This is a genomic window from Streptomyces sp. NPDC005648 (assembly GCF_040605395.1).
GTDB lineage: Bacteria > Actinomycetota > Actinomycetes > Streptomycetales > Streptomycetaceae > Streptomyces.
This window is the reverse complement of the sequence record NZ_JBEXCS010000038.1, coordinates 13,441-26,461: the sequence shown is the minus strand read 5'-3', so window position 1 is coordinate 26,461 and position 13,021 is coordinate 13,441. Positions and strand designations below refer to the sequence as shown.

Here is a 13,021-nt window from a genome sequence, read left to right as displayed (position 1 = left end):
TCACGCCCCCTGCGAACTGACCTGCCGACCGACTAGAAAACTTACTTGACGCCCGGCTAGTTACGGGTCTACCTTCACCAGTGTAGTCAACTAGCCGGGCGGCAAGTAAGTAGCCGGCCGGGGGGAAAGCAGAAGCAACCGCGGTACCCAGGGGAGTGGGCAACGATGGCGGACACAGGGACAGTCGAGACCAAGCCGGACAAACAGCCGAAGAGCGTACGGGTCGTACTGCTGGCGCTGATGATCACCATGATGCTCGCGATGCTCGACAACATGATCGTGGGCACCGCGATGCCGACGATCGTGGGCGAGCTCGGCGGACTCGAACACCTCTCGTGGGTGGTGACGGCGTACACGCTGGCCACCGCGGCCTCGACCCCGGTGTGGGGCAAGCTCGGTGACATGTACGGCCGCAAGGCCACCTTCATGACCTCGATCGTGATCTTCCTGATCGGCTCCGCGCTCAGCGGCATGGCCCAGAACATGAGCGAGCTGATCGGCTTCCGGGCCGTGCAGGGTCTCGGTGCCGGTGGTCTCATGGTCGGCGTCATGGCGATCATCGGCGACCTGATCCCGCCCCGGGAGCGCGGCAAGTACCAGGGCATGATGGCCGGCGTCATGGCACTCGCCATGATCGGCGGACCGCTGGTCGGCGGCACCATCACCGACAACTGGGGCTGGCGCTGGTCCTTCTACATCAACCTGCCGCTCGGCGTGGTCGCGCTCGGTCTGATCAGCGTGGTGCTGCATCTGCCGAAGAAGCGGTCCAAGGCCGGGATCGACTACCTGGGCGTCGTCCTGCTGACGGTCGGCATCACCTCGATCGTGCTGGTCACCACCTGGGGCGGCACGGAGTACGCCTGGACGTCCGCGCGGATCATGGAGCTCATCGGCATCGGTGTGGCCTCACTGATCGGGTTCGTCTTCTGGCAGACCAAGGCCGCCGAGCCGGTCGTGCCGCTGCACATCTTCCGCAGCCGCAACTTCACGCTGATGTCGATCATCGGCTTCATCACCGGCTTCGTGATGTTCGGGGCGACGCTCTTCCTGCCGCTGTACCAGCAGTCGGTCCAGGGCGCCTCCGCGACCAACTCCGGGCTGCTGCTCCTGCCGATGCTCGGCGCGATGCTGGTGACCTCGATGGTGGCCGGCCGGGTGACCACCAACACCGGCAGGTACAAGGTGTTCCCGGTCGTCGGCAGTGTGCTGATGATCATCGGGCTGTACCTGCTCTCCACGATGGACACCGGGACCTCGCGGTTCACGTCCGGTGTGTTCATGGCGGTCGTCGGCCTGGGCATGGGCTGCCTGATGCAGATCACCATGCTGGTCGCGCAGAACAGCGTCGAGATGAAGGACATGGGTGTCGCGTCCTCCTCGACGACCCTGTTCCGGACGCTGGGCTCGTCCTTCGGTGTCGCCATCATGGGCGCGCTGTTCAACAACCGGGTGCAGCACGTGATGGCCGAGCGGGCCGGGTCGCTGGGTTCGAAGATCACCGAGAAGTCGGCGCAGCTGGACGCGAAGAGCCTGGAGAAGCTGCCGGCCGTGGCGCGGGAGGCGTACCAGCACGCGGTGTCCGCGGGCACGCACTCCGCCTTCCTGCTGGGATCCATCGTGGCCGTGGTCGCACTCGTGGCTGCGGTGTTCGTGAAGGAGGTCGCGCTGCGGGGCGCCGGGCCGAAGCCGGAAGGGGCGACGGAGGAGACCGCGGTGCAGACGCCGGTCGTCGAGGCGGTCTGAGGAACAGTCGGGGCGGTCCGACGAACAGTCGAGGCGGTCCGACGAACATCTGAACACCAGTGAGCTGAAGGTCCCCGGTGGGTGTCCGCCCCGGGGGCCTTCGTCATGCGCGGCGAGCGGCGGTCGCGGCTGCCGAGGACGCCGGTGGGCGGGTTGGTTGTTCTACGGCATCATCGGGTAGCTGCCCGTGTTCGTCGGGGCGTGTTCCGGGAGCCACAGGACCGCGACCGCGCCCTCCGCCGGGACGTGGTCGGGGGCGCCGGCCGGGCGGACGTTGCGGAACGTCAGCCGGGCGCCCAGCACCCGCGCCTGACCGGCCGCGATCGTCAGGCCCAGGCCGTGGCCGTGGCCCGAGCGGTCGGAGCTGCCCGTGCGGAAGCGGCTCGGGCCGTCCGCGAGGAGGTCGGACGGGAAGCCGGGCCCGTGGTCGCGGACGCGGATGACACGGCCCTCGACGGTGACCTGGATCGGGGGCTTGCCGTGCCGGGCCGCGTTGGCGAGCAGGTTGAACAGGACACGCTCCAGACGGCGGGGGTCGGTCGTGACCATCGACTCGTGGACCACCCGCACCTCGGCGTTCGGGTCCTTCGCCGCCACCCGCCGGGCGACGAACTCGCCGAGCATCAGGTCCTGCAGCTCGGCCCGCTCGGAGGCCCCGTCCAGGCGGGCCACCTCCAGGACGTCCTCGACGAGGGTGCGCATGGCCTTCGCCCGGTCGAGCACCAGCTCGGTGGGACGGCCGGGAGGCAGCAGCTCGGCCGCCGTCAGCAGCCCGGTCACCGGCGTGCGCAGCTCGTGCGCGATGTCCGCGGTGACCCGGCGCTCGGCCTCCAACCGCTGCTGCAAGGCGTCCGCCATGGCGTCCACCGCGCTCGCGAGGTCGTCGGTCTCGTCCCGTACGACACCGCCGATGGCGTCCCGCACCCGCACGTCCGGCTCGCCCCTGGCGACCTGGTTGGCCGCGGCCGCCGCCTTGCGCAGCCGGCGCGAGAGCTGCCCGCCGATCAGCACGCCCAGCGCGCTGCCGCCGAGGACGACCGCGATGGAACCGATGACCAGCGCCTGGTCGAGATCCTTGAGGATGTCCACGCTGCGGTCGGTGAACCCGGAGTGCAGCGACAGCACATGCCCGTCCTTGACGGGTACGGCGGCCCAGATGTCCGGCACGCCGTTCGCGCGGTCGGTGATGTAGGTCGCGCGCCGGCCCTCCTCCATCTTCACCCGCAGCGCCGAGGGCAGCTCGGGGTCGTCCTTCTGGACGTTGGGGAAGTTGGGGCGGCCGGACAGCTCGTAGTTGCGCTGGGCGACCTGGATGCGTTCGTCGGCCAGGTCGCGCGCGTTGTCCAGCATCGACACCCGGGCCGCGTTGTGCACGACCAGGCTCAGCGCGATCGCCACCAGCGCGCCGACCAGCGCGATCGCGGCGCTGAGCTTCCAGCGCAGCCCCGTACGAATCCCCGCGCTCCGGCTCGGTCTCCCGAAGATCCCCCGCATGTCCCCGACGTCCCCGCTCAGGCCTTCAACTTGTAGCCGAAACCACGGACCGTCTCGATCCGGTCCTGGCCGATCTTCGTACGCAACCGCTGCACATGGACGTCCACCACCCGGGTGTCCCCGCCCCAGCCGTAGTCCCACACGCGCTCCAGCAGCTTGTCCCGCGACAGGACCGTGCCCGGCGCGGAGGAGAACTCCAGCAGCAGCCGCATCTCGGTCGGCGTCAGCGCCACCGGCAGACCGGCCCGGCGCACCTCCATGCCCTCGGTGTCGATCTCCAGTTCGCCGAAGGTCAGCACCCCTCCGGCGACCTCGGCCCCACCCTCGTCCGGCTTCTCGCCGCCGCTCGCGTGCCCGAACCGCCGTAGCACCGCACGGATCCGGGCCACCAGCACGGCGCCGTCGAACGGCTTGGTCACGTAGTCGTCGGCGCCCGCCTCCAGGCCCAGCACCACGTCGATCGAGTCGGCGCGCGCCGACAGCATGATCACCGGCACGGTCGACTCGTCGCGGATACGACGGCACAGGCTGACCCCGTCGAGGCCGGGCACCATGACGTCGAGCAGCGCGATGTCGGGGCGGTTCGCCCGGAACGCCTCCAGGCCCGACAGACCGTCGGGCATGGCGGTGACCGCGAAGCCGTCCCGCTCCAGGGCGAGCTGGGTGGCCTCGCGGATGACATCGTCGTCCTCGACGAACAGGACGTGGGTCTGGTCTGCCATCCCGTTGCTCTCAGTTCTCGTGGTGGTGCCGTCGTCCGTACATCGGCCGGAGCGGCCCGATCGGTTCACCTGTCTCGTAGGACGGGTTCTACATCACGGCATCGTCATGACGAGGGCGAGGGGCTGGCTCCGACGGCGTTGGAGTAGTCGTTGCGCGTGTGGTACCTCGCGGTGAAGTGGTCGGTGCTCCAGCTGTACGTCGTGACGATCTCGCCGGACGGACTCGACACCGGATCACCCTTCTCGTACACCTGCTTGGTCACCACGAGGTCGCCGCGGTCTATCTCCGCGTAGACCGGAGGCTCCTCGGCCTGGAACACATTCTCGTACCGGCCGCCCTCCTCGCGATACACGTACGAGCCCATCCCCACCGCGTCCCCGCAGGTCAGCACGTTCACCACGACGTCGTCGACCGAGCCGCCGGTCAGCTCGCCGTACGACACGTCGACCGGGTACTCGTCGGCCACGCACGGCTTCAGGTCGCGCTTGACCTCCGCCGAGACGGCGGGATCGTCCTTGACGAGCTTGACCGCGTCCACGTGGTCCGCGGTCTGTGCGGGGCCGGGTGTGGGCGTGGCCGCGACGCCCGCCACCGAGTCGGCGTGGGCCGGACCCTCGTCCCGTGCCCCGGTGCCGCCGGTGGCGCACCCCGAGACCAAAAGGGCGAGGGCGGCGAGCACGGCCACCGCCGTGAACGCCGCCTGCAGGTTCCCCCGGGCCGCCTCGGGCCCCGCGGGGATCAGACCGCGCAACGCTCCCGCTCCTCGTACTCCAGAGCCCGTGCGTCCAGGTCGCGGCTCTCCAGCTCCTCGCGGAGCCGGGCGAGCGCCCGGTGCAGCGTGCTCTTGACCGTGCCGGCCGACATGCCGAGGGCCGCGGCCGTCTCCTCCGTGGACATCTGCTCCCAGTGTCGCAGCACGACGACGCTGCGCTGCTTCGGCGCCAGAACTTTCATGATGTCCATAAGAAGCGCGCGGTCCGCGTGCTGCTCGGTGGAGTCGTCGACGCTGGCGTCCGGCAGCTGCTCGGTGGGGACTTCCTCCAGTTTGCGGGCCCGCCACCACTCGGTACGGGTGTTGATCATCACCCGGCGCAGATAGGCGTCCGCGAGCCGCTTGTCCGCGATGCCCTCCCAGCGGCCGTACGTCCGCACGAGGGCCGTCTGCAGGAGGTCCTGGGCGTCCGTCGGGTCCGGGACCAGCCGGCGGGCACTGCGCAACAGCGCGTCCTGCCGGGTGCGGACGTACTCCTCGAACTCGAGCACCTCGCCCTGCGCCATGTGAACCGCCTCCTGATCCCCGTTGCCGGCCGGCCCTTTCGCCGTCGGTTTCTTCTTCGTCGTCCCGGTCCGCCGGGCACGTCAATGAAGTTAGGGATCCGTTGTCACGGCGCTGTGCGAACCAGCCCTCGGCCGGCAATCGGCTGTCCGTCGGTTGTGTAACGGACGTAGGAACGGGGTAAAGGCGTGCGGCTGCATATGCCTCTATGGAGTGATTTGGGGGCCGTCGGGGCGGTGCGGAGAGGGTGTCAGCTCGACGGCAGTCGATACATTCCGCCGGGCAGCGGCTCCACCAGCCCGTCCGCCACGAGTCCGTCGAGCGCCCTCGCGCGCTGCACCGGCTCGTGCCACACCCGGTCCAGCGCCGACTGCGGGACGGGGGCGTGCGCCTCGCGGAGCACGGCGAGCAGCTTGCCGCGGACCTGGCGGTCCGTGCCGGCGTACGTCTGGCCGCGGCGCGGCGGGCCGTCGTGCTCGGGCTTGCCCGCCAGGCGCCAGGCGCACTGGGCGGCGATGGGGCAGCGGTGGCACGACTCGTTCTTGGCGGTGCACACCAGCGCGCCGAGCTCCATGGACCCGGCCGCCCACCGGGACGCCGTGTGCTCGTCCTCGGGCAGCAGGGCTCGGGCCAGCTTGCGTTCGGCGGCGGTGGTGGCGTTCGGCGGGTACTGGACGCCGGTGACGGCTCGGGCGAAGACCCGGCGGACGTTGGTGTCCAGGACCGCGTGGCGCTGGCCGTAGGCGAAGGAGGCGACCGCCGCGGCCGTGTACTCGCCGATGCCGGGCAGGGCGAGGAGCTGGGCGTGGTCGGTGGGTACGTCGCCGCCGTGCCGTTCCGTTATGGCGACCGCGGCGCCGTGCAGCCGGAGCGCGCGGCGCGGGTAGCCGAGCCGGCCCCAGGCGCGGACCGCCTCGCCGGGGGCCTCCTTCGCCAGGTCGGCGGGGCGGGGCCAGCGGGCGAGCCACTGCTCGTAGACGGGCAGGACGCGGCTGACGGGCGTCTGCTGGAGCATGAACTCGCTGACCATCACGCCCCAGGGGCCGGCTTCGGGGCGCCGCCAGGGAAGGTCGCGGGCGTGGTCGGCGAACCAGTCGATGACGGAGGAGTGGAGTGCCGGGAGGGGGGCCTGGTGGGGGACCGGGTGGTCAGCCAGGTGGGGGGCTTCGGTCTGGGGGGTGTTCGTGGGCGCAGTCATGGCCTTCCGATCCTGCCATGTGCCTCCGGCGGTTTGGCCGAGGTTGCGCTTTGGGCGCTTGGTGGGTCGCGCCTGTGGAGAGGCGAGGCCGGGACGCGTGCGCGGCGGGCCGTGCCGTACTGCCACGACCTGCTCCCTTGCGTACGCGGCCGCGGGTTGGCTCGTCAACTGGCCTGGTGCGGAATGATGATCCGGAAAAGTTGACGTCCGGGCGGCGGGTGGGGCAAGCGAACGCGCCGATCTCTCGTACAGTTTGCGCCGTGGGATCTCTGCGCAATCCTGTCGGGCCGCTTCCCTCCTCCATCTACTGGCGCCGGAGGGCTGTACTGCTGTCTGTCCTAGCCCTGTTGGCGTTGCTGATCGCGTGGATCGTGACGTCGGGCGGGGGCGGCGGCAAGAAGGACGACGGGGCCAACGGCAGGACGCCCGCGCCCACCATCACCGCGGGGCCGTCGAGTTCGGGTCCCGCCATCAGTCAAGCCCCGGGCGGGCGTGACGAGTCGAGCGGCGGGGGTGGTGACGGGGGCTCCGGTGCGTCGGATTCCGGGGGGAGTTCGGGGGCTGCCGGGGGCGGCGGTGGGACCGCCGGTTCCGGGACGGGCTCCGACGGGGGCAGTGGTGGGGGTTCGGGAAGCGGGGTCGGGCAGGGGGACACCCTGCCTGCCGGGACCACGTTGCCCAACTGTGCTGCCGGCGCTGTGAAGTTGGGTGTGCGGAGTCTGCACAACTCCTACGGGCCCACTGACACCGTCGCCCTGCTGGTGACCGCTACGAACTCCTCCGGCAGCGCCTGCAAGGTCGATCTCGGCCCCAAGAGTGCGGTTTTGACGATCTCCAAGTCGACCGACAGCGGGGAGGACTACTGGTCCTCGGCCGACTGTCCCAAGACCGCGGGCAGTTTGCTGTTCCGGGCGCCTGCCGGGAGCAGCATCACCTACACCGTGAAGTGGGACCGCAGGCCCAGCGCTCCCGAGTGTGCGACGCCGCCGGCCGGGGTGGCCGGGGCGGGGACCTATCTGGTGCAGCTGGCGGCCCCGGGATTCGGGACTTCGCAGACGTCGTTCGTGTTGCAGGACGACTAGCCACCGGACATCCGGTTCCTAGACGTAGCGTTCCAGGATTGAGCTTTCCGCCAGGCGGGAGAGGCCCTCTCGGACGCTTCTGGCCCGGGCCTCGCCCACGCCGTCCACCGTCTGGAGGTCGTCCACGCTCGCGGCGAGCAGCTTCTGCAGGCCGCCGAAGTGTTCCACCAGGCGGTCGATGATCGCGCCGGGGAGGCGCGGCACCTTGGCCAGCAGGCGGAATCCGCGCGGGGAGACCGCCGAGTCGAGGGCCTCCGGGGAGCCGGTGTAGCCGAGTGCGCGGGCCACCGTCGGGAGTTCCAGGAGTTCGGCGTGGGTGAGGGCGTCGAGCTCGTAGAGGGCCTCGTCGACCGTGCGGGAGCGTTTCGCTGTGGGCTCGGGGACGTAGTCGCGGACCACGAGTTCGCGTTCCGGTTCGACGCCTGCGATCAACTCGTCGAGCTGGAGGGCGAGGAGGCGGCCGTCGGTGCCCAGTTCGACCACGTATTCGGCGATTTCGGTGGCGATACGACGGACCATCTCCAGGCGCTGGGCCACGGCGGAGACGTCCCGGACCGTGACCAGGTCCTCGATCTCCAGGGCCGAGAGGGTGCCGGCGACCTCGTCCAGGCGGAGCTTGTAGCGCTCCAGGGTCGCGAGGGCCTGGTTGGCCCGGGAGAGGATCGCCGCCGAGTCCTCGAGGACGCGGCGCTGGCCGTCGACGTAGAGGGCGATCAGGCGCATCGACTGGGAGACGGAGACCACCGGGAAGCCGACCTGCTTGGAGATACGGTCCGCCGTGCGGTGGCGGGTGCCGGTCTCCTCGGTGGGGATCGTCGCGTCGGGGACGAACTGGACGCCCGCGCGGAGGATCTTCGACAGGTCGGACGAGATGACGATGCCGCCGTCCAGCTTGCACAGCTCGCGCAGACGCGTCGCCGTGAACTCGACGTCCAGGATGAAGCCGCCGGTACACATGGACTCGACGCTCTTGTCGAAGCCGAGCACGATGAGTCCGCCGGTGTTGCCGCGCAGGACGCGCTCGAGGCCGTCACGCAGGCCGGTACCGGGAGCCACGGCGCTCAGAGAGGCGCGCATCAGGCCATCGGTGCCGGAACTCCCGCCGGACTTTCCGGGAGCTGCTGCCCGGTCGTTGGCTGCCACTGCACTCCTCCGGTCGCAGGTTCTGGGCGCCCCCGCATCGCACATTGCGTTCGTACGGATGGGCGAGACCAGGGCAAAGTCTACCGGCGGTCCTCCTCGTCCCGTGGGGCCTCTCGGCGACGAGAGCGCGGAAGGACCCGCAGAGCGTCTCCTATGTCGGCGACTTCCAGGACCTTCATACCCGCAGGGATCTTGCCGGGATCCCCCGGCACGAGCGCGTGCGTGAAGCCCAGACGGTGTGCTTCGGCCAGCCGGCGCTGGACGCCCGTGACCCGTCTGACCTCGCCCGCGAGGCCGACCTCGCCGATCGCGACGAGGTTCTTGGGCAGGGGGGTGTCGCTGGCGGCGGAGGCGAGCGCGAGGGCGATGGCGAGGTCGGCGGCGGGCTCGGAGAGCTTCACCCCGCCCACCGTCGCGGAGTAGATGTCCCGCTTGCCGAGAGCACTGATCCGGCCACGCTGCTCCAGGACCGCGAGCATCATCGAGACGCGGGAGGTCTCCAGGCCGGAGGTCGTACGGCGGGGGGAGGGGATCTGTGAGTCGACGGTGAGCGCCTGGACTTCGGCGACCAGGGGGCGGCGGCCCTCCAGGGTGACGGTCAGACAGGTACCCGGGACCGGTTCGTCACGTCGTGTCAGGAAAAGTCCGCTCGGGTCGGCGAGGCCCGTGATGCCCTCGTCGTGCAGTTCGAAGCAGCCGACCTCGTCGGTGGCGCCGTAGCGGTTCTTGACGCCCCGGACGAGACGGAGGCGCGCGTGCCGGTCGCCCTCGAAGCTGAGGACCACGTCCACGAGGTGTTCGAGCAGACGGGGGCCGGCGATCGCCCCGTCCTTGGTGACATGGCCCACGAGGAGGGTGGACATGCCGCGCTCCTTGGAGGCGCGGATGAGCGCGCCGGCGACTTCGCGGACCTGGGCCATGCCACCGGGCGCGCCGTCGATCTCGGGGGAGGCGACGGTCTGGACGGAGTCGAGGATGAGGAGGGAGGGCTTGACGGCGTCCAAGTGGCCCAGCACCGCGGCGAGATCGGTCTCGGCGGCGAGATACAGATGGTCGTGGATGGCCTTGATGCGGTCGGCGCGCATCCTGACCTGGCTCGCCGACTCCTCACCCGTCACGTACAGCGTGCGGTGCTCGTCGCTCGCCGACTTGGCGGCCACGTCCAGCAGGAGCGTGGACTTGCCGACGCCGGGCTCGCCCGCGAGCAGCACCACCGCGCCGGGCACCAGACCGCCGCCGAGCACCCGGTCCAACTCGGGCACGCCGGTCGAGCGGGCGGTCGCCTGGCGGCCGTCGACCTGACCGATGGGCACCGCGGACGTGGTGACGCGGCCCGGCGTCGTCGTACGGACCGCGGGCGCGCCGTACTCCTCGATGGTCCCCCACGCCTGGCACTCGGGGCAGCGGCCGAGCCACTTGGCCGTCTGCCAGCCGCACTCCGTGCAGCGGTAGGACGGGCGGTCCTTGGTGGTCTTGGTGCGGGTGGCCATGTCGAGAACCGTAACCGGAGGCACTGACAATGCGGGCGTCGGCCGGGCGCCGGGACGGTGCGCGCCCGGTGCGAACCGGCCACTCCCACCTCGAACAAGCCACGGAACGAAAGGTTCCTGTCCCCTATTGAGGGATCGTTTCACCCGTACGGAGTAAATGTGCTCAAGGGGGAGGAAGCCCCTGCTCTCCGCCCCCTACCGTCCACGGATGATGAGCAGCAGTCCGGAGACCTCGACCCGCACCACCGGCGCACACCGGGCGCGCCGGGAGGCGCGTGACCGTGCCGCGGCGCGTACGTTGGCGCAGCGGCCGCCCGTGCGCTACGAGCCGTATCTGGACGGGCTGTTCACCTACTGCCTGTCCGTGCTGTGCGACCACGACACCGCGACCGAGGCGCTCGGCGACGTCCTCGCGCTCGCCGAGAAGCGCGGGGACCCGGAGACGTCCGGGGACCGCCGTGCCTGGCTGTACGCCCTGGCCCGCTGGGCCTGTCTGCGCAAGCTCGCCGAGGCCAAGCAGAAACGTCAGGGCACCCACGCGGCGGGCCGGCACGGCGCCGAGAAGCAGCCCTCCGCGCCGCCCGTATCCGAAGAGGTCCTGGAGCAGCGCCGCGGTGAACTCGCCCTGCTCGCCTGGCCGGAGGCCGCCGGCACCACCCCGGAGCAGCGCGAGGCGCTGGAGTTGGCCGTACGGCATCACCTCGCCGCCCACGAGGTCGCTGCCGTCCTCGGCATGGACCTCGCGAGCGCCCGTGAGCTGCTCGCCTCCGCCGCCTGCGAGGTGGAGCGCACGCGCGCGGCCCTCGCCGTCGTGGAGACCGGCAGCTGTCCGAGCGTCGCCCGGCTCGCGGGCGATCACCAGCTGGTGCTCAGCTCGGCCGTGCGCAAGGAACTCGTCCGGCACGTCGACGACTGCCCGGTCTGCCGCCGGGCCGCCGAGCGGGCCATCCCGGGGCGATGGCCCGGCGCGATGGTCACCCCGGCCGAACTGCCCGTCCTGGAGGCGCCCCGCGCCGCCCTGCACGTGGCGCTCGCGCATCACCCACGCGCGCGTGGGGCCGCCGTGCCCCGGTTCGACCGGCGCGGCTTCCCGATGGATCCCAAGGACCGCGCCGCCCGCCGCGACCGCCTGCGCGCGCGTGCCGTGACGACCACGGTCGTCGCCACCGTGGTGGCCGCCCCGGTGCTCGCCCTGTGGGCCGCCTACCGCGGCGCACCGGAGGCCGAGGGCGCGGACGGCCGTTCCGCCAGCGCCAGCGAGGCGCACGGGCCCGGCATCCTGGACGGCGAGGCGACCGGCGGTGGCTACGAGAACGCCGGCAATGCCAGCACCCGGCCCGACGGCCGCTTCCGCAAGGGCGCCAAACCCGACGTCTCCGTGGAGGTCATCAGCGTCGCCGGCGCGGGCCGCGCCGGCGCGGGCGACCTCGACGTCTCGGCGGGCAACAGCAGCGACACCACGCTGATCACCCTCACCACGACCGGCTCGGCCCCGGTGCGCTGGTCCGCGACCACCGGCCAGTCCTGGCTCTACCTCAGCAAGTCGTCGGGAACCCTCGCGCCGGGCGACACGTTCACGATCAAGGTGTACGTCGACCATCTGCGCGAGCCGTCCGGCCACTGGAGCGCCCAGGTGGCGATCGCACCGGCCGGCGCCGTCGTCTCCATCGAGGGCTACGGCATCGCGCCGGGCCCCTCCGATCCGACCGACCCCGGCTCCACGAGCCCCGCCGACCCGCCACCGTCCGACCCGGACCCGACTTCCCCGGCCCCTTCGGACCCGCCCCCGACCGACCCGCCCTCGTCCTCCGACCCGGACCCCACCCCCACCGACCCCTCACCGTCCGCCTCGACCACCCCGGCCCCACCGCCGGGCAACGGCTCCACCCCGAGCGCAACAGCGCCGTAGGCCCCGATGGACGCGAAGGGCGCGGCAGCCCTGGGGACGCGCAGGCCATGCCGAGAGCGGCGGCCGCGGCCCGCGCGGCACCGGCCGGCCGCTCCCCGCCGCCCGGTGGCCTCAGCCGGTCGGGTCCGCCGGATGGGGTGCCAGCAGCGGGAGTTGCGAGGCCAGGCGCTCCTCGCAGAGCTCGACGAGGCGGTCGTAGCCGGCCTTGCCCATCAGTTCGGTCAGCTCCGGTCGGTAGGACACGTACACGGGGTCGCCCGCGCCGTGCGCCGAGGTCGCCGACGTGCACCACCAGTGCAGGTCGTGGCCGCCCGGACCCCAGCCGCGACGGTCGTACTCGCCGATCGACACCTGGAGCACCCGGGTGTCGTCGGGCCGGTCGATCCAGTCGTACGTGCGCCGGACCGGCAGCTGCCAGCAGACGTCCGGCTTGGTCTCCAGCGGCTCGCGGCCCTCCTTCAGGGCGAGGATGTGCAGCGAGCAGCCCGCGCCGCCCGCGAACCCGGGCCGGTTCTGGAAGATGCAGGAGCCCTTGTACGGGCGGGTCTGGCGGTCGCCGTCCTCGTCCTCCGAGACCCAGCCGTGCGCCCTGCCCTCGTCATGGTGCTGCCAGATGTCCGGCGTGAGCCGCGCCACATGCTCGGCGACGCGCTTCTCGTCGTCCTCGTCGGAGAAGTGGGCACCCAGCGTGCAGCACCCGTCGTCCGCGCGGCCTGCCTGGATGCCCTGGCAGCCACTGCCGAAGATGCAGTTCCAGCGAGAGGTCAGCCATGTCAGATCGCAGCGGAAGACCTGCTCGTCGTCCGCGGGATCAGGGAACTCCACCCACGCGCGCGCGAAGTCGAGCCCCTTCTCGTCCGCTGCCCGGTCCTTCTTCGACAGCTTCCCCGACCCCGGTGGCTTCGCCCGCGAAGAATCCGTGGCGGACTTGTCGTTCTTCGCCCTTTTCGTCTTTGGCACGGG

General features: G+C 71.3%; 11 protein-coding genes. 3 read left to right on the top strand and 8 right to left on the bottom strand.

Annotation, left to right across the window (positions count from 1 at the left end; all coding sequences use genetic code 11):
- The first annotated feature begins 165 nt into the window (after window positions 1-165).
- The gene (locus tag ABZT17_RS22240) at window positions 166-1,743 is read left to right on the top strand and encodes an MDR family MFS transporter (protein WP_356351253.1); all 1,578 of its coding nucleotides are present in this window, start codon (window positions 166-168) and stop codon (window positions 1,741-1,743) included.
- 162 nt (window positions 1,744-1,905) lie between these two features.
- Here the strand turns inward: ABZT17_RS22240 and cseC are convergent, their stop codons facing one another.
- The 5 genes from cseC to ABZT17_RS22215 form a co-directional block, all read right to left on the bottom strand.
- Window positions 1,906-3,237, bottom strand: a complete 1,332-nt coding sequence (gene cseC / locus ABZT17_RS22235; protein WP_356351251.1) for a two-component system sensor histidine kinase CseC — start codon at window positions 3,235-3,237, stop codon at window positions 1,906-1,908.
- 17 nt (window positions 3,238-3,254) lie between these two features.
- Window positions 3,255-3,959, bottom strand: a complete 705-nt coding sequence (gene cseB, locus ABZT17_RS22230) for a two-component system response regulator CseB (protein ID WP_356351250.1) — start codon at window positions 3,957-3,959, stop codon at window positions 3,255-3,257.
- 104 nt (window positions 3,960-4,063) lie between these two features.
- On the bottom strand, window positions 4,064-4,711 hold the full coding sequence (locus ABZT17_RS22225) for a hypothetical protein (protein WP_356351249.1): 648 nt from the start codon (window positions 4,709-4,711) through the stop codon (window positions 4,064-4,066).
- A complete protein-coding gene (locus ABZT17_RS22220; RefSeq protein ID WP_356351247.1) occupies window positions 4,699-5,238 on the bottom strand; it encodes a SigE family RNA polymerase sigma factor in 540 nt (179 codons plus the stop codon). The genes ABZT17_RS22225 and ABZT17_RS22220 overlap by 13 nt, the downstream gene beginning before the upstream one ends.
- Before the next feature lie 248 nt (window positions 5,239-5,486).
- Window positions 5,487-6,434: an A/G-specific adenine glycosylase gene (locus tag ABZT17_RS22215; protein WP_356351246.1), complete on the bottom strand. Its 948-nt coding sequence runs from the start codon at window positions 6,432-6,434 to the stop codon at window positions 5,487-5,489.
- Window positions 6,435-6,694: 260 nt separating this feature from the next.
- On the opposite strand from ABZT17_RS22215, the gene ABZT17_RS22210 reads away from it, so the two are divergent.
- A complete protein-coding gene (locus ABZT17_RS22210) occupies window positions 6,695-7,516 on the top strand; it encodes a hypothetical protein (RefSeq protein WP_356351245.1) in 822 nt (273 codons plus the stop codon).
- 18 nt (window positions 7,517-7,534) lie between these two features.
- Here the strand turns inward: ABZT17_RS22210 and disA are convergent, their stop codons facing one another.
- Entirely contained in the window at window positions 7,535-8,659 is a 1,125-nt protein-coding gene (gene disA, locus ABZT17_RS22205) for a DNA integrity scanning diadenylate cyclase DisA (protein WP_356351243.1), read from the bottom strand.
- Between the two features lie 80 nt (window positions 8,660-8,739).
- Window positions 8,740-10,149, bottom strand: coding sequence for a DNA repair protein RadA (gene radA / locus ABZT17_RS22200; protein ID WP_356351242.1), 1,410 nt, complete (start codon window positions 10,147-10,149; stop codon window positions 8,740-8,742).
- A gap of 208 nt (window positions 10,150-10,357) precedes the next feature.
- On the opposite strand from radA, the gene ABZT17_RS22195 reads away from it, so the two are divergent.
- Window positions 10,358-12,058 carry a hypothetical protein gene (locus tag ABZT17_RS22195; protein WP_356351241.1) on the top strand — a complete coding sequence of 567 codons (1,701 nt, stop codon included), beginning with the start codon at window positions 10,358-10,360 and terminating at the stop codon, window positions 12,056-12,058.
- Between the two features lie 111 nt (window positions 12,059-12,169).
- Here the strand turns inward: ABZT17_RS22195 and ABZT17_RS22190 are convergent, their stop codons facing one another.
- Window positions 12,170-13,018, bottom strand: coding sequence for a hypothetical protein (locus ABZT17_RS22190; protein ID WP_356351240.1), 849 nt, complete (start codon window positions 13,016-13,018; stop codon window positions 12,170-12,172).
- Between the last annotated feature and the right edge of the window lie 3 nt (window positions 13,019-13,021).